The 20,257-nt window shown below is 69.9% G+C and carries 22 protein-coding genes; 10 read left to right on the top strand and 12 right to left on the bottom strand.

The window, feature by feature from the left end; genetic code table 11:
• Positions 1 to 81 precede the first annotated feature (81 nt).
• Entirely contained in the window at positions 82 to 783 is a 702-nt protein-coding gene (locus AC2YHT_RS00475; protein WP_487287660.1) for a DJ-1/PfpI family protein, read from the top strand.
• 177 nt (positions 784 to 960) lie between these two features.
• Here the strand turns inward: AC2YHT_RS00475 and ygiD are convergent, their stop codons facing one another.
• Complete coding sequence (gene ygiD / locus AC2YHT_RS00470; protein ID WP_487287659.1) at positions 961 to 1,731, bottom strand: 4,5-DOPA-extradiol-dioxygenase; 771 nt, start codon at positions 1,729 to 1,731, stop codon at positions 961 to 963.
• Between the two features lie 192 nt (positions 1,732 to 1,923).
• Between ygiD and AC2YHT_RS00465 the strand changes: the two genes are divergently transcribed.
• On the top strand, positions 1,924 to 3,048 hold the full coding sequence (locus AC2YHT_RS00465) for an acyltransferase family protein (protein WP_487287658.1): 1,125 nt from the start codon (positions 1,924 to 1,926) through the stop codon (positions 3,046 to 3,048).
• A gap of 171 nt (positions 3,049 to 3,219) precedes the next feature.
• On the opposite strand, the gene nadC is transcribed toward AC2YHT_RS00465, so the two are convergent.
• The 6 genes from nadC to AC2YHT_RS00435 all read right to left on the bottom strand — a co-directional run bounded on the left by nadC (position 3,220) and on the right by AC2YHT_RS00435 (position 10,309).
• On the bottom strand, positions 3,220 to 4,062 hold the full coding sequence (gene nadC, locus AC2YHT_RS00460) for a carboxylating nicotinate-nucleotide diphosphorylase (protein WP_487287932.1): 843 nt from the start codon (positions 4,060 to 4,062) through the stop codon (positions 3,220 to 3,222).
• 14 nt (positions 4,063 to 4,076) lie between these two features.
• Positions 4,077 to 4,703, bottom strand: a complete 627-nt coding sequence (locus AC2YHT_RS00455; protein WP_487287657.1) for a Uma2 family endonuclease — start codon at positions 4,701 to 4,703, stop codon at positions 4,077 to 4,079.
• Positions 4,704 to 4,732: 29 nt separating this feature from the next.
• The gene (locus tag AC2YHT_RS00450) at positions 4,733 to 6,247 is read right to left on the bottom strand and encodes an L-aspartate oxidase (protein ID WP_487287656.1); all 1,515 of its coding nucleotides are present in this window, start codon (positions 6,245 to 6,247) and stop codon (positions 4,733 to 4,735) included.
• The gene (locus AC2YHT_RS00445) at positions 6,244 to 6,561 is read right to left on the bottom strand and encodes a hypothetical protein (RefSeq protein ID WP_487287655.1); all 318 of its coding nucleotides are present in this window, start codon (positions 6,559 to 6,561) and stop codon (positions 6,244 to 6,246) included. Before AC2YHT_RS00445 ends, AC2YHT_RS00450 begins: the two co-directional genes overlap by 4 nt.
• Positions 6,562 to 6,563: 2 nt before the next feature.
• A complete protein-coding gene (nadA, locus tag AC2YHT_RS00440) occupies positions 6,564 to 7,649 on the bottom strand; it encodes a quinolinate synthase NadA (protein WP_487287654.1) in 1,086 nt (361 codons plus the stop codon).
• Between the two features lie 386 nt (positions 7,650 to 8,035).
• Positions 8,036 to 10,309, bottom strand: coding sequence for a hybrid sensor histidine kinase/response regulator (locus AC2YHT_RS00435; RefSeq protein WP_487287653.1), 2,274 nt, complete (start codon positions 10,307 to 10,309; stop codon positions 8,036 to 8,038).
• A gap of 198 nt (positions 10,310 to 10,507) precedes the next feature.
• On the opposite strand from AC2YHT_RS00435, the gene AC2YHT_RS00430 reads away from it, so the two are divergent.
• Complete coding sequence (locus AC2YHT_RS00430) at positions 10,508 to 10,984, top strand: Dps family protein (RefSeq protein ID WP_487287652.1); 477 nt, start codon at positions 10,508 to 10,510, stop codon at positions 10,982 to 10,984.
• 15 nt (positions 10,985 to 10,999) lie between these two features.
• Positions 11,000 to 12,238 carry a cell wall hydrolase gene (locus tag AC2YHT_RS00425; protein ID WP_487287651.1) on the top strand — a complete coding sequence of 413 codons (1,239 nt, stop codon included), beginning with the start codon at positions 11,000 to 11,002 and terminating at the stop codon, positions 12,236 to 12,238.
• A 227-nt stretch (positions 12,239 to 12,465) separates the two neighbouring features.
• On the opposite strand, the gene trxB is transcribed toward AC2YHT_RS00425, so the two are convergent.
• On the bottom strand, positions 12,466 to 13,473 hold the full coding sequence (gene trxB / locus AC2YHT_RS00420; protein ID WP_487287650.1) for a thioredoxin-disulfide reductase: 1,008 nt from the start codon (positions 13,471 to 13,473) through the stop codon (positions 12,466 to 12,468).
• A 27-nt stretch (positions 13,474 to 13,500) separates the two neighbouring features.
• Between trxB and AC2YHT_RS00415 the strand changes: the two genes are divergently transcribed.
• Genes AC2YHT_RS00415 through AC2YHT_RS00390 form a run of 6 tightly spaced genes read left to right on the top strand, consistent with a single transcriptional unit; the run spans position 13,501 to position 16,148 of the window.
• On the top strand, positions 13,501 to 13,746 hold the full coding sequence (locus tag AC2YHT_RS00415) for a DUF433 domain-containing protein (RefSeq protein WP_487287649.1): 246 nt from the start codon (positions 13,501 to 13,503) through the stop codon (positions 13,744 to 13,746).
• Complete coding sequence (locus AC2YHT_RS00410) at positions 13,743 to 14,033, top strand: DUF5615 family PIN-like protein (RefSeq protein WP_487287648.1); 291 nt, start codon at positions 13,743 to 13,745, stop codon at positions 14,031 to 14,033. The genes AC2YHT_RS00415 and AC2YHT_RS00410 overlap by 4 nt, the downstream gene beginning before the upstream one ends.
• A 59-nt stretch (positions 14,034 to 14,092) precedes the next feature.
• The gene (locus AC2YHT_RS00405) at positions 14,093 to 14,425 is read left to right on the top strand and encodes a glycine zipper domain-containing protein (protein ID WP_487287647.1); all 333 of its coding nucleotides are present in this window, start codon (positions 14,093 to 14,095) and stop codon (positions 14,423 to 14,425) included.
• A gap of 54 nt (positions 14,426 to 14,479) precedes the next feature.
• Positions 14,480 to 15,538, top strand: coding sequence for a pseudaminic acid synthase (gene pseI, locus AC2YHT_RS00400; protein ID WP_487287646.1), 1,059 nt, complete (start codon positions 14,480 to 14,482; stop codon positions 15,536 to 15,538).
• The gene (locus AC2YHT_RS00395; protein ID WP_487287645.1) at positions 15,535 to 15,975 is read left to right on the top strand and encodes a hypothetical protein; all 441 of its coding nucleotides are present in this window, start codon (positions 15,535 to 15,537) and stop codon (positions 15,973 to 15,975) included. The genes pseI and AC2YHT_RS00395 overlap by 4 nt, the downstream gene beginning before the upstream one ends.
• Positions 15,972 to 16,148 carry a hypothetical protein gene (locus AC2YHT_RS00390; RefSeq protein WP_487287644.1) on the top strand — a complete coding sequence of 59 codons (177 nt, stop codon included), beginning with the start codon at positions 15,972 to 15,974 and terminating at the stop codon, positions 16,146 to 16,148. The genes AC2YHT_RS00395 and AC2YHT_RS00390 overlap by 4 nt, the downstream gene beginning before the upstream one ends.
• Positions 16,149 to 16,469: 321 nt before the next feature.
• Here AC2YHT_RS00390 and AC2YHT_RS00385 read toward each other — a convergent pair whose 3' ends face one another.
• The 4 genes from AC2YHT_RS00385 to AC2YHT_RS00370 all read right to left on the bottom strand — a co-directional run bounded on the left by AC2YHT_RS00385 (position 16,470) and on the right by AC2YHT_RS00370 (position 20,178).
• Positions 16,470 to 17,471, bottom strand: coding sequence for a mitochondrial fission ELM1 family protein (locus AC2YHT_RS00385; protein WP_487287643.1), 1,002 nt, complete (start codon positions 17,469 to 17,471; stop codon positions 16,470 to 16,472).
• Positions 17,472 to 17,568: 97 nt separating this feature from the next.
• Positions 17,569 to 18,042, bottom strand: a complete 474-nt coding sequence (gene greA, locus AC2YHT_RS00380) for a transcription elongation factor GreA (RefSeq protein ID WP_110121313.1) — start codon at positions 18,040 to 18,042, stop codon at positions 17,569 to 17,571.
• Positions 18,043 to 18,208: 166 nt separating this feature from the next.
• The gene (locus tag AC2YHT_RS00375; protein ID WP_487287642.1) at positions 18,209 to 19,822 is read right to left on the bottom strand and encodes a methyl-accepting chemotaxis protein; all 1,614 of its coding nucleotides are present in this window, start codon (positions 19,820 to 19,822) and stop codon (positions 18,209 to 18,211) included.
• Entirely contained in the window at positions 19,819 to 20,178 is a 360-nt protein-coding gene (locus AC2YHT_RS00370; protein ID WP_233245327.1) for a hypothetical protein, read from the bottom strand. The genes AC2YHT_RS00375 and AC2YHT_RS00370 overlap by 4 nt, the downstream gene beginning before the upstream one ends.
• Positions 20,179 to 20,257: the final 79 nt, after the last annotated feature.

Genomic DNA, 20,257 nt, shown 5'->3' with positions numbered 1-20,257 from the left:
TGGCGGAAATCGAGGGATCTCCGTCATTTCCGCCGAACGCTACCTGGGAGACCCTTGGTCGTCAAATGAGGAGGGCTCTCCATGACCGACCAGATCCGCATCGTCTTCGCCCTGTTCCCGGGCGTGACCCATCTCGACTTCACCGGTCCGCACCAGATCCTGGCGCGGCTGCCGGGCGCCAAGATCACCGTCGCCAGCCTGGAGGGCGGCGAGGTCGAGGCCGACGGCCTGATCTTCGCCCATCTGACGCGGCTCGACCAGATCGAGGCGTGCGACATCCTCTGCATTCCCGGCGGTTTCGGCGTGACCCAGGCGATGGGCGACGCGGCGTTCCTCGATCAGGTCAAGCGGCTGGCCTGGAGCGCGCGCTACGTCACCAGCGTCTGCACCGGTTCGCTGGTGCTGGCGGCGGCGGGACTGCTGGAGGGCAAGCGGGCGGCCTGCCATTGGGCCTGGCGCGACCAGCTGGCCCTGTTCGGCGCGATCCCCGACGAGCGCCGCGTGGCCCGCGACGGCCGCTTCGTCACCGGCGGCGGGGTGACGGCGGGCGTCGACTTCGCCCTGACCCTGGTCGCCGAGATCGCCGGCCCGGGCGTGGCCCAGGCCATCCAGCTGGCGGTGGAGTACGCGCCGGATCCGCCGTTCCAGTCGGGGCGACCCGAGTTGGCCCCGCCGGAGGTGCTGGCTCGGGTGCGGCGGATCTACGACAACGGCATGGACGAGCGCGTAGCGGCGGCCGTGGCCGCGGCGGCGAAGCTGAAGGGGGAGGTGGTTCCGGCTTGAGCAAGCCGTCCCCTGAACTCCCGTCATTCCCGCCCTTGTGGCGGGAAACCCTGCTTCCGTCCGCACGGGCGGCGCAAGCGGCGTGCTCAGCACGCCGCCTCACTCTCACCTGCGGCTGACAGAGAGGTTCCCGCCACAAGGGCGGGAATGACGGGAGGAAAGTAGGGTGGAGAGGCGCTAACCCACCAGCACGCCCGTCATCGAGATCGCCGCGAAGACGTCGTCGGCGAAGAACGACACCGGCTCGTCCTTCTGCTGCGCGCCCAGCACGTAGAGCAGGGGCAGGTAGTGCTCGGCGCTGTTGATCGACAGGTCCGCGTCGGGACCCAGGCTTTCCCAGTCGATCAGCGGCTGGTGGTCGCCCGAGGCGATCAGGGCCTTGGCGGTTTCGTTGAAGCGCGGCGCCCAGTCCGGCGTCTCGCCGGTGCGGAAGTTCACGGCCCGCAGGTTGTGGACGATGTCGCCGCTGCCGATGATCAGCACGCCCTCGTCGCGCACGGCCGCCAGGCGGCGGCCGGCTTCGTAGTGCCAGGCGGCGCCCTGGCCGCGATCCAGGCTGACCTGCACCACCGGCACGTCGGCGTCGGGATACATCGGCCGCAGCACGCTCCAGGCGCCGTGGTCGAGGCCGCGGGTCGGATGCTGCACGGTGCGCTGGGGTGAGAGCAGTTCGGCGGCGCGGGCGGCCAGGGCCGGATCGCCCGGCGCGCGGTACTGCACGTCGAACAGCGCCTGGGGGAAGCCGCCAAAGTCATGGATGGTTTCCGGACGCTCCGAGGCGCTCAGCGCCGTGCCGCCCATGGTCTCCCAGTGGGCGCTGACCATCAGCACCGCCTTGGGGCGGGGGAGGTCGCGGCCCAGCTGCGCCCAGGCGCGGCTCCAGGCGTTGTCCTCGATGGCGTTCATCGGCGAGCCGTGGCCGATGAAGAGGGCGGGCATGCGGGTCATGGCGGCGAAGTCCAATTAGATACTTGTACGGTTACAGATGGGGGCTCGCGTGTCGGTGGTCAAGCATGGCCCAGCGCGACCTTCCGCCGCTTCCCCCCGGGGCTCGGCTTTGTTAAGGCCACGGGCGTGAGCAGTCCGTCGTCATCCTCGGAGTCGGTCCCCCCGTCCGACGCCGCCCCCAGAGTCGCCCCCGTGGCGCCACCAGTCGCGTCACCCGTCGTCCACGCCCCCCGTCCGGCCACCCGCGGCGGCGCGCTGGACCTTCTGCGCCTGGTCGCCGCCCTGCTGATCGTGGTCTACCACTTCGGCGCCGAGAGCCCGTTGCGCATCGAGCGCTTCCACCCGGTGTTCGCGCGCGGCTATCTGGCCACGGACTTCTTCCTGATGCTGTCGGGCTACGTGCTGGGCCGCGCCTACGGGCCGTCGGCGATCTCGGGCCGCATCACCCACTTCCAGTTCTGGCTGCGCCGCGCGGCGCGGGTCTGGCCGGGCCACCTGATGGTGCTGGCCGCCATGGCGGGGCTGGTCTTCGCCCTCAACGTCATCGGCACCGACGCCCACAAGCCCTCGCGCTTCGCCTGGGACCAGCTGCCGCTGCAAGCCATGCTGATGCACGCCTGGGGCTTCAACAGCGACGGCTGGAACCTGCCCAGCTGGTCGCTGTCGGCGCTGATCGTCTGCTACGCCCTGTTCCCGTGGTTCTGGCGCGCCGCCAACCTGACCCGCCGGCCGTGGCTGCCGATCGTGCTGGCCGCTGCCGTGGTGGTCGCCTTCGACGTCGCCTCGCGCCAGACCAACGGCTTCGGCTTCTCCGAAGTGTCGATCGGCCTGTCGGACCTGCCCTTGCGCATCGGCGTGCTGCGGGCCCTGCCGCTGTTCCTGCTGGGCCTGTGCCTGGCGCGGGCGGTCGAGCTGAACTGGCCGACGGAAAAGGCCGCCAAGATCCTGCTGACCCTGGGCTGCGCGGGCCTGGTGATCCTGCAACTGATCGGCCGCTTCGACCTGCCCAGCCTGGTGTGTCTGGCCGCCATCATCCTCGGCGCCGGCCGCCTGCCGGTGAAGCATCCCCAGGCCTGGATCGAGGAGGGCGCCAAGCTCTCCTTCGCGCTGTTCATCACCCACATTCTCGTGGGCGTGATCTACTGGAGCGCCGTGCACAAGCTGATCGACAGCGTGCCGATCGGCATCGGCTGGCAATGGCTGATGTGGATCGCCGGCTTCCCGCTGGCCATCGGCGCGGCTTGGGTGTTCCACACCTATATCGACCAGCCGGTGCAGGACCGGATCATGCCGTGGGTGCGGGGCAGGGGGCGCTAGAAGCGCACCCTTCTTCCCGTCATTCCCGCCCTTGTGGCGGGAACCCCTCTATCAACCGCAAGGGCGGGAGGGGCGGACTGCCGAGCAGTCCGCTTGCGCTTCACGTGCGAACGGAACCAGGGGGTCCCGCCACAAGGGCGGGAATGACGGGAGTTTAAAAGAGGAACGTCCTCAGGCCGCGTCGAGCCCGATATCCAGCACCGGCGCGGAGTGGGTCAGGGCGCCGACGCTGATGACGTCCACGCCGGTTTCGGCGATGGCGCGGACGGTGGTCAGGTTGACGCCGCCCGAGGCCTCCAGCACCGCGCGGCCCTTGGCCAGCGACACGGCGGTCGCGAGGTCGCCCAGGCTGAAATTGTCGAGCATGACGACGTCGGGGCCGTGCTTGAGGGCGTCTTCCAGCTGGTCGAGGCCATCGACCTCGACTTCCACTTTCACCAGGTGACCGGCGAAGGCGCGGGCGCGGCGGACGGCTTCGCCGACCCCGCCGCAGGCGGCGACGTGGTTGTCCTTGATCAGGATCGCGTCGTCGAGGCCGAAGCGGTGGTTGACCCCGCCGCCGCAGCGCACGGCGTACTTCTCCAGGGCGCGCAGGCCCGGCGTGGTCTTGCGGGTGTCGACGATGGTCGCCCCCGTGCCTTCGACGAGGCGCACATAGGCGCGGGTCAGGGTGGCGATGCCCGACAGGCGGCCCAGCAGGTTCAACCCCGTGCGTTCGGCCGCCAGCACGGCCCGGGCGTTTCCTTCGGCGCGGGCCAGCACCGTGCCGGGCGGGGCGTCGGCGCCGTCGGGCGTGACGACCTCGAAGGTCGCGGTCGGGTCGAGGGCGAAGAGGGCCAGGCGGGCGCAGGCCAGACCCGAGACGCGGCCGTCCTGGCGGCTGGCGAACAGCACCGACAGCCGCGCGTCGGCGTCGATGCAGGCCAGGCCCGTGATGTCGCCGGCCCGGCCCAGATCCTCGGCCAGGGACAGATCGACGATGGGGCGGACGAGAAGGTCGGGCAGCGGCTCGATGCGGGGCAGGACGGTCAAAATACGCTCTTCAGGGTAATGTCGGCGTCGGGGGCGAACAGCGGCGAGACGCTGTCGTCGGCGGTCAGGAGCAGGCGCTCGGTCCAGTCGCCTTCGAACGGGCGGCGGAAGATGTGAAGCTTGGCCTGCTTGACGTCGATCACCCAGTATTCGGCGATCCCGGCGCCGGCGTAGGCGCGGCTTTTTGAGCCGAGGTCGCGCTTGAGGGTGGCGAGCGATGACTCGATGACCAGGAAAACCTGGTCGGCGCGCATGAAGAAGCCTTCGGCGTCGCGAGCGATCACCGCCCCGTCCGGGTCGAAGGCCGAGATATCTGAAACACGGACAGTTCCGCCGTTGAGCACTTCGTAGCGGTCGGTCAGGCCCAATTGAGATAGGGCCATGTTCAGCGCCAGCGACAGACGGGCGGCGGTCCGCGCATGGGGCAGCGACTCCGACGACATCCGCACCAGCCTTCCGTCTTCGAGTTCCACCCGCGTAGCGTCGTCGCGATCGAAAATCCCGGCCCGCAGCATGGTCTCCAGGTCGTCGACGGTCAGCAGGAACTCGGTCACGCCCTGCTCGGCGAAGCCGTCGGCAGGACCGTCGAACGAGCTGTCAGATGGACCGAACGGCGTGCTCATGGTCGCGTCTCCGTTCTCCTTACGTACCACTATTCCGCGGCGTGGCGCAAACCGGCCTGGACGGGGTCGAGGGTGACGAAGGTGCGAACCGGATCGGCCTTTTCGGGGAAGTCCGAACGGTAGTGGCCGCCCCGGCTTTCCTGGCGGGCGAGGGCGGCGTCGACGATCAGGCGGACGGCGACCAGGGGCGGGCAGGGGCCATGCGCGGCCTCCAGCGCGGCGACCTCGCCTTGCAGACGGGCCAGGCCCTCGGCGTCGCGGATGACGCCGGCGTCGCGGCTCATGGCGCGGCGCAGGGCCTGGAAGGCCTCGTCCGGCAGGTCGGGCAGGGGCGCGAGCGACACCGGCTCGCCGCCGGTAGCAGCCTCGGCCGCGGCGGCGCGACCGGCGCGGGCGCCGAACACGGCCGCTTCCAGCAGGCTGTTGGAGGCCAGGCGGTTGGCGCCCTGCACGCCGGTGGAGGCGCATTCGCCGGCGGCGTAGAGGCCCGGCAGGCTGGCGCGGCCGTCCAGATCGGTGGCCACTCCGCCCATGTGATAGTGCACGGCGGGCGTGACCGGGATCATCTCGCGGCGAGGATCGACGCCCGCGCTCTGGCAGGCCTCGAACACGGCCGGGAACTCGTGCGGGAAGTGGGCGCCGACCGCCGTCGTGGCGTCGAGGAAGGCGCCGCGACCGGCGGTGCGCTCGGCGTGGATGGCGCGGGCCACCACATCGCGCGGCGCCAGTTCCTTGGCCGGGTGATAGTCGGCCATGAAGGCGCGGCCATCAGTATTGCGCAGGATCGAGCCTTCGCCGCGCAGGGCCTCGGTGGCCAGGGGGGCGGGATCGCGGCCGATGTCGATGGCGGTGGGGTGGAACTGCACGAACTCCGGGTCGGCGATCTCGGCGCCGACCAGGGCGGCCAGGCCCAGGCCCTCGCCGCGCACCTGGGTCGGGGTGGTGGTGACGGCGTAGAGGCCGCCGACGCCGCCGGTGGCCAGGATCACGGCCTTGGCGCGGACTTCGACGAGCTCGCCGTCGATCTCGGCGAGCACCCCGACCACGCGGCCGGCGGCGTCCTGGAGCAGGCGCCGGGCGCGGGCGTTCTCGCGGATCTCGATGGTCGGCGTGGCGCGCACCGTCGCGATGACGGCGGCCATGATCGCGGCCCCAGCCCCATCGCCGCCGACGCGGGCGACGCGGGCCTTGGAGTGGGCGGCCTCGAGGCTGAGCACGAAGTCGCCGTCGGCTTTGCGGTCGAACGGGGCGCCGAGGGCGGCCAGGGCGCGGACGGCGGCGGGGCCTTCGCGGGTCAGCAGCGCCACGGCGTCGCCGTCGCATAGGCCGGCGCCGGCGGCGATGGTGTCGGCCGCGTGCAGCGACGGGGTGTCGTCGCCGGCCAGGGCGGCGGCCAGCCCCCCTTGCGCCCAGGCGCTGGAGCAGCCGGTCGCCAGCGGCGTCGGCGACAGCACCAGCGCCGTCTTCGCGGCTAGCGCGGCGGTGAGGCCGGCGAGGCCCGCCCCGAGGATGACGGGGCCGTCGAAGGTAAGCTTCTTGGTCATAAGCTTGCTGCTCGTCTTAGTAGCGGCAGGGCGTAGGAAGTATGGTGGGAGCGCTCACGCAACTCATGGCGAGCTATGTCGCCGTCGAGATAGCGAGACCAAACCTCGCCTAGACGACTGAAGGTACGGTGCGACAACGTGCGGATACCGCCTGTACTGTCGAGACGAACCTTCAAGCGATCGGGCAAAATCTCCTCAATGACGAAGGACGTATTGCCTTCGCCGTGAGCCACTGACCAGGTCCTTAGACGCTCGCCCGCGACAACCGAATTGCGGACGAGATCCCATGCATTCTGCTCGGTGATCTCAGGCATGGTCAGATCAGCTCCACGTCCACGTGGTGGCGCGCCTTGACGAGGTCGTAGCGGGCCGGGGCGGCGGGCGGGGGCAGGTCGATCATCCGCTGCACGGCTTGGCGGGCGCGGTCGAGGATGTCGGCGTCCACCGTCACCTCGTACTGCTCGTGCACCAGGGCGTCGTAGATGTTCTGCAGGGTGATCCGCTTCATGTGCGGGCACATGTTGCAGGGGCCGATGAACTGGGTGCCGGGGCTTTCGGCCTGGACGTTGCTGGCCATCGAGCACTCGGTGATCAGCACCACCTGGGCGGGCTTGCGGGCCGCCACGTAGTCGTTCATCGCGGCGGTCGAGCCGGCGAAGTCCGAGGCCTCGAGGATCTCGGCCGGGCATTCGGGGTGGGCCAGCACCTCGGCGCCGGGCCAGGCCGCGCGCATGTCGGCGATGTCCTGCACGGTGAAGCGCTTGTGCACCTCGCAGTGGCCGGCCCAGGCGATGATCTTGACGTCCGTCTGGCGGGCGACGTTGCGGGCCAGAAACTCGTCGGGGATCAGGATGACCTTGTCGGTCCCCCATTCCCTGGCGGCCCACTCGACCACCTGCACGGCGTTGGCGCTGGTGCAGCAGATGTCGGTCTCGGCCTTCACGTCGGCGGGGGTGTTGACGTAGGTGACGACCGGCACGCCCGGATGGCGCTGCTTGATGAGCCGCACGTCGGCGCCCGTGATCGACGAGGCCAGCGAGCAGCCGGCCAGCAGGTCGGGGATCAGGATCTTCTTTTCGGGGCTCAGAACCTTGCTGGTCTCGGCCATGAAGTGCACGCCGGCCTGCACGATGATCTTGGCGTCGCTCTTGGCGGCTTCCTTGGCCAGGGCCAGGCTGTCGCCCACGAAGTCGCCCACGCCGTGGAAGATGTCCGGCGTCATGTAGTTGTGGGCCAGGATGGCGGCGTTCTTCTCGCGCTTCAGCCGGTTGATCTCGACGATCAGCGGCGCGTGCAGGCGCCATTCCATCGGGGTGACATGGTGCTTGACCTTGTCCCATACGGCGGCGGTCTCCGCCTCGATGTCGGCGGTGAAGGCGAGGGGCGCGAAACCGTCGGCCATGTCGTCCTCTCTTATGCTCAAAGTGAGCATTTCCTGGGCCTCAAAAAACGCCGAGACCGAGTTGCGGCTCCGTCCGGCGTCGCGACTTATGCTGAAATTGAGCATAAGGGGCTATCCACATATAGCCGCTCGCTTTGGAAATGCAAAGCATGCGGACGAAAAATCGCTTCCAGGCTTTCTGAACCGGCTTCGTCGATCGATGAGGGTGGCTGGATTATCCCCGACCATGAGCCGATTTTTCACCGAGCATCCCCGCGAAGGCGGGGATCCAAGCCGAGGCGACAGATATCCTGCGGCCGGGCCGCTACCGGAAAGTCAGCTTGGATCCCCGCCTTCGCGGGGAGAGACGGACTCGGAGGCGTTTGAACGGTGAGCTTCGGCCCGACCTAGTGCATCCTTCTGGCCTCGAACGCCTGGTCGATGGCTCGGATCAGGGCGTCCAGAGCGTAGGGCTTGCGCAGCAGGGGCCAGGGCGTGGCGCGGGCCTGGGCCAGTTCCTGGCCGGTGTAGCCCGAACTCAGCAGGATCGGCAGGTCGGGGCGTTCGGCCGAGAGGATGGACGCCAGGTCCACGCCGCTCTTGTCGCCCGGCATCATCACGTCGGTGACCAGCAGGCCAAGCTCGGGATGGGCGCGGGCGACGCTCAGGGCTTCGTCGGCGTCGCCGGCCCGGCGCACGTGGTGGCCCAGCTCCGTCAGCATGGCCTCGACCAGGTCGCCGACCTCGGAATCGTCCTCGGCCAGCAGCACCTCGACGCCGGGGCGCGGGGCGGGGGCGGCGACCGGGGCGTCCTGCAGGATCGCGCCCTCGTGGCTGGCCGGCAGCAGCATCGACACCGTCGTGCCCTTGCCGGGCTTGGAGGCGATCTCGACCTCGCCGCCGCTCTGGCGCACGAAGCCGTAGACCTGCGACAGGCCAAGACCCGTGCCCTTGCCCGAGGCCTTGGTGGTGAAGAACGGCTCGAAGGCGCGGGCGATGGTGTCGGCGTCCATGCCGGCGCCCTCGTCGCACACCGAGACGCGCAGATAGGCGCCGGGCTTCAGCTCGCCGCGAGTCTTGGCCAGGGTCTCGGGACCGGACTCCACGACAATGGTCCCGCCGGGCGGGCTGGCGTCGCGGGCGTTGACCACGAGGTTGAGCAGGGCGGCCTCGAACTGGCCGGAGTCGATCAGCGCGGTGCGGGTGCCCGAGCCGAGGCTGAGCTTCAGCGGCAGCACCTCGCCGACGGCCCGGCGCAGCAGGGCCTCGCTCTCGGCGATCACCCGGTCGACGCGGCAGACCTGGGGATTGAGCGGCTGGCGGCGGGCGAAGGCCAGCAGGTGCTGGGTCAGCTTCTCGCCGCGCCGGGCGGCCGACAGGGCCGCGTCGACCATCTTGTCGCGCCGGCGGGCGTCGTCCGGATGCCGCTGCACCACATCCAGCGCGCCGATCACCACGGTCAGCAGGTTATTGAAGTCGTGGGCCACCCCGCCAGTCAGCTGGCCGATGGCCTCCAGCTTCTGCGACTGGCTGAGGGCCGCCTGGGCCAGGTCGCGCTCGGCCAGGGCGGTGTCGACCTTGTCGGCCAGCAGCTCGTTCATGCCGGTCAGCTGGGCCTCGGCCTCCTTGGCCTCGCTGACGTCGAAGGCGATGCCGATGAAGCCGGCGAAGGCCCCGCCGGGGCCGTAGCGCGGCTGGGAGAACGATTTGAGCCAGCGCCACTCGCCGTCGGGCCGGCGGTAGCGGGCCTCCAGGCTGAAGGGCTTACGCGAGGTCTCGCCGGCGAGCTGGGATTTCAGGATGGACGGCAGGTCCTCGGGATGGATGCGGGTGCGCCAGTCCAGCGTGAGGGCGGCGCGGTAGTCGGCGCCGGCGAAGTCCACGTAAGCCGCGTTGACGAAGTCGCGGGCCCCGCCCTGGCCGGTGATCCACATCAGGGCCGGGGCGCTGTCGGCCAGGGCCCGGAAGCGGGCCTCGCTCTCGCGCAGGCCTTCCTCGGCCTGGCGGCGTTTGGTGACGTCGAAATTGACGCCCAGCACCCGCACGGCCCGGCCGGCGGAGTCGCGCTCGATCTGGCCGCGGCCGTGGATCCAGCGCTCGCCCTCCTGGCTGTCGGTCAGCCGGTACTCGACCTCGTAGATCGGCCCGCTTTTGATGGCCTGGCGGATCTGCTCGCGCACCTTGGGGCGGTCGTCGGGGTGCACGGCGCCGGCGACGTCGTCGAAGCTCAGCGGGCCGTCCAGCGGCAGGCGCAGGTTGCGGCGGGCGGCGGGGGAGAGATGCAGGGCGCCGCTGGCGACGTCCCACTCCCAGGGACCGACCCCGGCGGCGGCCTGGGTGACGTCGAGCCGGGCCTCGGCCTGCACCTGCCGTCGCCGGGCCTCGCCCAGGTGCGCCACCGCCTCGCGCAGGCCGTGGGCCACGGCCGTCGTGGCCGCGGCCGAGATCAGATAGAGGACCAGCGAGGCCGATTCCGCCTCGCTGAGGGGCTCGCCGTAGCGGCCCGCCCACAGCCACCAGCCCAGCAGCCCGCCGCAGACGAGCGGCGCGACGCCCCAGCGCCAGCCGGCGTACAGCGTGACCAGCACCATGGCGGGGAAGAAGGCCTGGGTGGCGCCGATCGCCTGGTCTGGACCCAGCAAGGCGAAACGCATGCCCAGGGCCGTCAGCGTCGCCACCACGGCGGCCGTCGCCGCGCGCCAGAAGGGCGGGGGAACCTCGGGTATGAGCCAGGCGCTTAGCAGGGCGGATGTCGAACGGCGAGGCTTCGACGCCTGGGGGAGCGGATCGTTTTTGTTCATTCTTGCTTCGCGCTCAGAAGCGGGCTTGCCATGAGCATGGACACGCTTACCTAGGACACGCAACACGGGAGATCATGAATGGCGACCGCTCCGAACATCGGCATTTCGGCCAAGCAACGCGCGGACATCGCGCAGGGACTGAACAAGGTCCTGGCTGACAGCTATGCGCTCTACCTCAAGACGCACGGCTATCACTGGAATGTCCGCGGTCCCTATTTCCAGTCGCTGCACATCCTGCTGGAAGGCCAATACAACGAAGAGTGGGCCGCTCTGGACCTGATCGCCGAGCGCATTCGCGCCCTGGGCGAGCTGGCCCCGCAGGGCTACGGCGCCTTCGGCAACCTCTCCAGCATCAAGGACGGCGACGGCGAGAAGGACTGGGAGGCCATGATCAAGGAACTCCTGGCTGACAACGAGACGGTCATCGCCACCCTGCGCGCGGCCTTCCCGGCGGCTGAAGAGGCCGGCGACGAAGCCACCGCCGACCTCTACACCCAGCGCCTGGCGGCCCACGAAAAGCACGCCTGGATGCTGCGCTCGACCCTGAGCAAGTAGTCCGAACGCACCCGCGTGCCGTCCATCCGACGACAACGGGACCTGAAGGCCGCCGCGGCGTTGATCGCCGTCGGCGGCCTTTCTGCGTGCGCCACCGCCTATCACCTGCCGCGCCAGCATGGCCGCGCCGCGGGCGTGGCGAGCCAGGCCGGCACGCTGTCGGACGCAGGGCTCGCCCGCTACGTCGCCGACATGGACCCGGCCATGCTGGCCCTGGCCCGGCGGCACGATCCTCGCCCGCGCAAGGACTACTGGGGGCGGGTGAAGGGCTGGGAGGTGATCGAGATCGCCACCATTCCGACCCTGGGCCCGACCCTGAGCGGCGCGGTTCTCGACTTCGAGGACGCCCGCCGCATCAACGCCTACCGCCTGCCCGCGCCCCTGCCGATCGAGGCGGCCCGGCCCTTCGTGCTGAAGGCCTCGGGCGAGGAGCGGGCCAGAGCCCTGCACTGCCTTTCGCAGGCGGTCTATTTCGAGGCAGGCTTCGAGCCGGCCGACGGCCAGGCGGCCGTGGCCCAGACCGTGCTCAACCGCCTGCGCCATCCCGGCTATCCCAAGTCGATCTGCGGGGTGATCTACGAGGGCTCGCTGCGCAGCACCGGCTGCCAGTTCAGCTTCACCTGCGACGGCTCGCTGGAGCGGGCGGTGTCGCCGGCTCTGTGGAACCAGGCCGAGGCCGTGGCGCGGCGGGCGCTGTCGGGCTTCGTGATGAAGGACGTGGGCGTGGCCACCCACTACCACGCCGACTACGTCTCGCCGTACTGGGCGCCGACCCTGGTCAAGCTGCGCCAGGTGGGCACGCACATCTTCTATCGCTGGACTGGTCCGGCGGGGACGCTGGCGGCGTTCAAGGGGCGCTACGCCGGCGGCGAGACCAAGATCTCGGCCGACACCCTGATGGGCGCCGATCCGCGCACGCTGGAGGCCGCGCCGCCGGAGGTGCTGGCCCAGACGCTGTCGCAGACCTTGGGTGGACCCGTGCCGGCCGCGGCCCTGAAGGACGCCCGCATCGTCGTCATTCCCGACGTCGCCGCGCCGGGCGGCGAGCGGCTGAAGGTCGAGGGCACGGTGGCCGGCCGCCGCATCGCCACGCCCGAGGAGATCGCCCGGATCAACAAGGCCCTGGAGGCCATGCCCGAGGTCCAGGCCCAAGCCGCCGCCAAGCCCGCGCCGCCGGTGGTGGCGGCTCCTCCGCCTCCGCCGCCCAAGCCGAAGCCGAGAGCGCCCAGCCTGCTGAACCCGCTGGATAACTAGTATCCCTCTCCCCTTGCGGGAGAGGGTGGCCTCGCGGAGCGAGGTCGGGTGAGGGGTCTCTCAGAAATCGAAGCTGCGTGCGGCGGTCAGGCTGGGCGGAGGCGTCTCATGTTTGAGAGGCCCCTCATCCGTCGGCCTTCGGCCGCCACCTTCTCCCGCAAGGGGAGAAGGGCAAAGAAAAAGGGGCGACCGGCGGCCGCCCCTCGTTTCTCGTTCTGTCCGAAAGCCTACCAGGCCCCGATCTCGTTGGCCTCTTTGTGGCTGATCGGGTGGTGAGCCTTCTTGTGGTCTTCCTCGGCCAGGAAGCGGACGGCTTCCAGGGCGGCCATGCAGCCCATGCCGGCGGCCGTGACGGCCTGGCGGTAGACGTCGTCGGTGACGTCGCCGGCGGCGTAGACGCCTTCGATGGCCGTCGAGGCCGTGCCCGGCTTGACCTTCAGATAGCCGCCGGGGCCGGTTTCCAGCTGGCCCTTGAACAGTTCCGACGACGGGGCGTGGCCGATGGCGATGAACACGCCGTCGGTCTTCAGCTCGGTGGTCGCGCCGGTCTTGACGTTCTTCAGGCGCACGCCGGTGACGCCTGCCGGATCGCTGTCGCCCAGAACCTCGTCGATGGCGCTATCCCAGACCACCTCGATCTTCGGGTGGGCCAGCAGGCGCTCCTGCAGGATCTTCTCGGCGCGCAATTCGTCCTTGCGGTGCACCAGGGTGACCTTGCTGGCGAAGCTGGTCAGGAACAGGGCCTCTTCGACGGCCGTGTTGCCGCCGCCGACCACCACGACTTCCTTGTTGCGATAGAAGAAGCCATCGCAGGTGGCGCAGGCCGACACGCCAAAGCCCTGGAACTTGCTCTCGCTCTCCAGGCCCAGCCACTTGGCCTGGGCGCCGGTGGCGATGATGATCGTCTCGGCGACCCAGTCCTGGCCGCTGTCGGTCTTCACCGTGAACGGACGCTGGCTGAGGTCGACCGACAGCACGATGTCGTTGACCAGCTCGGTGCCCACGTGCTCGGCCTGGGCGCGCATCTGGTCCATCAGCCAGGGGCCCTGGATGACGTCGGCGAAGCCCGGATAGTTCTCGACGTCGGTCGTGATGGTCAGCTGGCCGCCCGGCTGGATGCCGGCGATGAGCACGGGCTTGAGCAGCGCGCGGGCGGCGTAGATGGCGGCGGTGTAGCCGGCGGGGCCCGAACCGATGATCAGGCAGCGCGTGTGGCGGGGAGCGGTGGTGGACATGGCGGATATCTAGGCGCGATTCCGCTCGTGCGCTACATTGACGCCATGAACCCGCTGCTGGAACGCATCACGATCGAACCCGGCAAGGCCGGAGGCCGTCCCTGCATCCGCGGTCTGCGTGTGCGGGTGCAGGATGTTCTGGAGATGCTGGCGGCCGGCATGACCTCCGCCGAGGTGCTCCAAGAGTATCCTTACCTGGAACCGGACGACATACGCGCGGCGCTGGCCTACGCCGCCGCCGCGGTCGCCGACACCACCGTCGTCGCCGCTTGAAGCTTCTGGTCGACGCCCAGCTTCCACAGGCCTTGGCCGAGTGGCTGCGCGACCAAGGCCTGTCGGCGGATCACTTGGCGGAACTTGGACTGCTGTCCGCGTCCGACGGCGAACTCTGGGACCTCGCCTTGAGCAAGGGCTACGTCATCATCACCAAGGACCGCGACTTCGTCGAATGGTCGCGGCACAGGACGCCGCGCGCCAGGGTGCTGTGGGTTCGGTTTGGAAATATGAGCCGCGAGGTTCTTCTGGCGCGAATGGGAAGCGCCTTGAGTGAGCTTCGGTAGGCTCTGGCGGGAGATGCGGCCGTCATCGAGATCGGTCGCTGAGAATTGGAGGGGGAGGCATGAAGGGCGGATTGACGATCGGTATCGGGGCCGGGACGGCGATCGGGGTCGCGCTCGGCGTGGCGACCAACAACATCGCCATGGGCATCGCGATCGGCGTCGCCATCGGGGCGGGCCTGGGCACGGCGCTGGAGGCGGCCAAGCCGGCCGGGGCGAAGCCCGGTAAGGGCGGCGACGGGGGTGATACATCGTCCTCGACGTATTCCGATGGCGGCTCCTCGACCTCGGACTCTTCGTCGAACGCGTCGGACTGCGGATCCTCATCCGATGGCGGCTCGTCGGACGGCGGAAGCTGCGGCGGGGGTGGCGGCGGAGGCGGTGGCGGGGATTGACGCCTCGTCCACGATTTCAGGGTTAATATGGCGAGGACACGCGTGAGTTCGCCCATGACCGCTTCGCCCGAAATCGAGATCGCCGGCCGCAGGATCGGCGCCGACCATCCGCCCTATGTGATCTGCGAGCTGTCGGGGAACCATAACGGCAGCCTCGAGCGCTGCCTTTCGATGGTCGACGCGGCCGCCGACACCGGCTGCGACGCGATCAAGATCCAGACCTACACCGCCGACACCATCACGCTCGACGTCGACCGGCCCGAGTTCAAGATCAATGGCGGCCTGTGGGACGGGCGAAGCCTCTATGAGCTCTACCAGGAGGCCCAGACGCCGTTCGAATGGCATGCGGCCATCTTCGAGCGCGCCAGGAAGCGCGGCGTGACGATCTTCTCCAGCCCGTTCGACGAGACGGCGGTCGACCTGCTGGCCGGGCTCGACGCCCCCGCCTACAAGATCGCCTCGTTCGAGGCCGTCGACCTGCCGCTGATCCGCTACGCGGCGGCCAAGGGCAAGCCGCTGATCATCTCGACCGGCATGGCCAACCTGGCCGAGATCGAGACCGCCCGGAACACCGCCCTGGAAGCCGGGGCGGCCGGGGTGCTGCTGCTGCACTGCGTTTCGAGCTATCCCGCCACCTTCGCCGACGCCAACGTCCGGACCGTGGCCGACATGGCCGCCCGCTTCGGCTGCCCGATCGGCCTGTCGGACCACACGCCGGGCACGGCCGCCTCGGTGGCGGCGGTGTCGGTGGGCGCGGCCGCCATCGAGAAGCACTTCACCCTGGCTCGCGCCGACGGCGGGCCGGACTCGGCCTTCAGCCTGGAGCCGGCCGAGTTCCGGGCGCTCGTGAACGACACCAAGAACGCCTGGGCCGCGCTGGGTCGCGCCCATTACGACGTGCTGGGCTCCGAGCAGGCCAACCTGCAGTACCGCCGCTCGCTCTACGTCACCGCCGACGTGCCGGCCGGCGCGATCCTGAGCCGCGACAACGTCCGCTCGGTGCGTCCGGGCATCGGCCTGCCGCCGGCCGACCTCGACAAGGTGCTGGGCCGCCCCGCCGCCCGCGCCCTGACCCGCGGCGAGCCGCTGGCCTGGGACATGGTGGGCGAGTGACCCTCGGTACGATCGTTTTCGAGCGGCGTACGCGGGAGGACGGCGCGCTCAGCATCATGCCGCTGATCGACGGGATTGCCCTGATCGATCTGGTCGCCACGTTCGAGCGTGAATACCGTTGCGGCGGCTCCGGCGGGCGCGACGGCCTTGTACCGGAATACTTTCGCTTCGGTCCGTTGGATCGCCATTTCATGGGGCGGGGCGAGGCTCCGTCACCCACGCGCGTTGTCGTCCTCGGCTGCGACTGCGGAGAATGGGGGTGCAATCCGTTCTTCTGCCGCGTCGAAGTCGACGCCCAGGCCGTACGCTGGAGCGGCTTCGAGCGCTTTTCCGGCGACGAGGCCTATGCGGCCTTCGGGCCGTTCGTCTTCGAACGCGGGGCCTATGAGCAGGCGCTGAAGACGTTGCCGGGCGTTGAGGACGTGGAGCGGGCATGAGCCGGATCGCGCCGGAGCCGCTCGTCGTCTGGCGCTCGCCGCGTCGTCTTCTCGTGAAGACCGGGACCGTGCCTTTGGCCTTCGCCACCCTGGGGGCGGTCTTCGGGCTGTTCGATCCCGAGGCGATCCTCGAGGCCTTCGGCCGCTACGTCTTCCTGCAGGACGACCGCTGATCGCAGTCAGCGGCGGTCGAACTTCTGGAAGGCCCAATAGACGCCGAACGACAGCGCGCCGCCCAGCAGCATCATCAGGGACATGGAGACGAGAGGGTCCATCGCTAGTCCTCCACCTTGCGCAAAAGGTAGTGGGCCAAATGCCGCCGGGCAACGAAGGCCATCATACGCTCAGAACCCGTCTTTCCCCGCGAAGGCGGGGACCCAAGCCGAGCTGGCGGAAAATCGACGGCCGAGCCGGGTCCCGAAAGTCCGCTTGGATCCCCGCCTTCGCGGGGAGGCTCGGATAAAAAGGGCCATGCCGCTGAACGCGGATCGCTCTCAGTCCTTCGCTCGCGCCGCGTCCATCCGCGCCAGCACCTCGGCCGCCGCGCGGCCGGTCTCGTCGACCGGGGCGTAGGTCCAGCCGTGGAAGGCGCCGCCGTAGGGGCGGGCCGCGCCCTGGCGTTCCAGTTCCTCGTGGAAGAGGCGGAACTTCAGGCTGTGGCCTTCCATCTTGAGGATGAACACCGGCTTACCGGTCGAGGCGGCCTCGGTGGCCATGTTGGTCGAGTCCTCGGTGACGAGGATGTAGTCGGCCGCCGCCAGGAAGGCGAAATAGGGGTTGGGGCCGTCGCCGTCCCAGATGATGCCGGGCAGGTCGCGCAGGCGGGCGGCCAGCAGGGCGCGGGCCGGCTCGGGCGTGCGGCGCGAGAAGGTCAGCAGCAGGCTGCCGCCTTCCTGCTCCAGCGGCAGCTGGATCTCGTGGGCCATCTGGGCGGCGCGCTCGACGGAGAGATCAAAGGCCTTGGACTTGCCGCCCAGCAGCACGGCCACGCGCGGGCGGGGCAGGGCCTCGATGGCGTCCTTGAACTTCTCGTACTCGGCGTCGAGGCGCGCCTGGCTGACGCGGTGCGGCGAGCCGGTGATCGGGATCACGTTGTCGCCGGTCAGCCGGTCGTGCTTGGGCGGGATGACCAGGTCGAACATCTGGGCCGGGACGCGCGGGTCCTGGATCTGCACGACATAGGTCTTGCCGGCCGACCACTTCTTCAGCCGGATCGACAGGGGCAGGGTGGCGCGGCCGGCGGCGACCCACAGGTCGGGCCAGGGCGCGGTGATCTCGCTTTCGGGGGTGATCCAGCGCTTGGGCAGCCAGGCCAGCCACCAGGGCAAGCGGCCGGTGCGGCCCTTCCAGGACACGCGCTTGACCACGATCTTGGCAGGACGCTGGCGCGCGATCGCCTCGGCCAGGCCCACGGCCTGGGCCTCGATGCCGGCGCGACCGTCCGAGACGGCCCAGATGGTCAGCGGTTCAGGACGAGGCTTTTCGCTCGCGCTCATCAGTCCAGCCCTCAAACGGCGAACGCCGCGGACCCGCCTTCGAAAGGGCGGATCCACGGCGATTGGCCGAACTTCATGGCGGGGTTAGGGCTAAGCCCTAGACCCACTCGACCTTGAGGATCTCGTAGGCCTTCACGCCGCCGGGGGTGTTGACCTCGACGACTTCGCCCACTTCCTTGCCGATCATGGCGCGCGACAGCGGCGAGCTCAGCGAGATGCGGCCCGACTTCACGTCGGCTTCGTGGTCGCCCACGATCTGGTAGCGGGCTTCTTCTTCGGTGTCCTCGTCGACCACGCTGACCGTGGCGCCGAACTTCACCTGAGCGCCGGACAGCTTGGAGACGTCGATGACCTGGGCGCGGGCGATCTTGTCCTCGATCTCGGCGATCTGGCCCTCGATCCAGCCCTGGCGTTCCTTGGCGGCGTGGTATTCGGCATTTTCCGAGAGGTCGCCATGCGATCGCGCTTCGGCGATCGCGGCGATCACGGCGGGCCGTTCAATCGTCTTCAAACGCTTCAGTTCTTCGTCGAGGGTTTGATAACCCAAGACGGTCATCGGCACTTTTTCCATTGCGGATTTTAGCTCGGTTCGCCGTAAGGGGAGGAAGACTCCTAGTCGCTGGCGCACGCGACCGGGGGCTGAGAGGATAGGCGCCGCATTCTGGATAAGCAAGTCTCACGCGTCGGGCGACGCGCGCGGCCAAGCTGGCGGTCCTTCTTCCCCTGCAGAGCTCCCGTCAGGCCCGCTTCAGCGCGCCGGGCCGCGAGGCCAGGCGGCGGTCGCCGGGCAACTGGAACTGGCCGACCAGACGGGCCAGCTCGCCGGCGTCGTCGTTGAGGGCGTGGGTGGCCGCGGCGGTCTCCTCCACCAGGCCCGCGTTCTGCTGCAGCACCTGGTCCATCTGGTTCACCGCGGTGTTGACCTGGGTCAGGCCCTGGGCCTGGTGCTGGGCGCTGGCGGCGATCTCGGAAACCAGGCCGTCGATCTCAGCGATCTGCGAGACGATGCGCTCCAGCGCTTCGCCCGTGCGGCCGACCAGCTCGACGCCCTCGCCGACCTGGCGGGTCGAGGTGGTGATCAACTGCTTGATCTCTTTGGCGGCCTCGGCCGAGCGCTGGGCCAGGCCGCGCACCTCGGAAGCCACCACGGCGAAGCCCTTGCCGGCCTCGCCCGCGCGGGCGGCTTCGACGCCGGCGTTGAGGGCCAGCAGGTTGGTCTGGAAGGCGATCTCGTCGATGACGCCGATGATCCGCGAGATCTGGGTGGCCGAGGTCTCGATCGCGCCCATGGCGTCGACGGCCTCGCCGACCACCTCGCCCGAGCGGCGGGCGTCGTCGCGGGCGCGGGCCACGACGGCGGCGGCCTTGCGGGCGCCGTCGGCCGTCTGCCCGACGGTGGCGGTGATCTCGTCCATGGCGCTGGCGGTCTCGGCCAGGTTGGCGGCCTGCTGCTCGGTGCGGCGCGACAGGTTCGAGGCGGCGTCGGCGATCTGGTCGGAGCCGCGGCGCACGCCGCCGGCGCGCTCGTCGATGACGGCCAGGGCGTCGGCCAGCTTGACGGCCGCCTGGTTGAAGTCGGCGCGCAGCTGCTCGTAGGACTCGGAGAACTGCTCGACCAGGCGGACCGAAAGGTCGCCCTTGGCCAGGCGCGACAGGCTTTGGGCGAGGGCGTCGACCATGTCGGCGCGCTGGCGCTCGGCGGCGGCCTGGACGGCGGCGTGGGCGACGCGGCCTTCCTCTTCCGAGCGACGGGCGTGATCGGCGGCGGCGTCGGCCTCGCGGGCCTCCTGCATGGCCTCCTCGGCCTTGGCGCGGGCGCGCTCGGCCAGGCCGATGACGCGGTGCAGGCCTTGGGTGGCCATGATCAGGGCGCCGGCCTCGACGATCAGGATGACGGCGTGGACCAGCACGCGGCCAAGGCTCGCCGAGCCCGGGAAGACGGCTGCGGGCAGCAGGTAGCTGAGCGAGAGGTGGTGGACGGCGACGGTGGCGGCCGCGGCGGCGATCACGGTCCAGTCGCAATAGACGACCAGCAGGGCCAGGGCCGCGAAATAGGCCATGTGCATGTCGATCTGCCAGGCGTGGCCGTCGAGGGCGGCGACCAGCAGCGAGACCTGGGCCATCAGCGCCACGCCCGACAGGATGCGGCCCGTCTGGGTTTCGCCGCGTTGCAGGACGGCGCCGGCGGCCAGGGCGGCGGTCATCACCGCCGCGATGGCGATGCCCAGCACGTGCTCGCCGACCATGAAGCGGGCGCCGATGACGATGGGGGCCATGACCGAGGTCAGGGTCAGGATCAGGCGACCGCCGAGGCGGCGCTGGACGTCGAGGTTCGAGGTCTTCGAGCTCATGGGCGGGGCTCCAGAACGGACTTTGCGGCGCAGACGCCGGCGGCCTCGGGATCGAGAAGGACGATCGCGCCGGCGGCGCGCAGGCGCTGACCCAGGGTGGCGGGATCGCCGCGCAGGATCAGGATGAAGGGCACGGACCCCGCGCCGGCGATGTCGCCGGCCGTGGTCGCCGCGCCCGCGGCGTGGGCGGCCGACCACCAGGGCGGAAAGACGGCGGCGACGCGGCCCGGATCGCGCGGCGAGGCGCTGGACAACGTCACCGCCAGAAGCGTCAGAACAATCGCGCAGGTTGCGGCCAGTGTTCGACCCAGGGCGTGAAGCAGATCACGCCAGGTTCGAACACGCTGCAGGGACAACCTCGATCTCCGGGGCAAGGCGCGCCTGGATCGCGCACGTCAGGGGGCGATCTTTTGCGCGATCACGGTGATCGAAGTC

The organism is Caulobacter sp. SRI_008 (assembly GCF_057586355.1).
The sequence above is the reverse complement of the archived record's forward strand: the minus strand, read 5'-3'. Positions and strand labels throughout refer to the sequence as shown.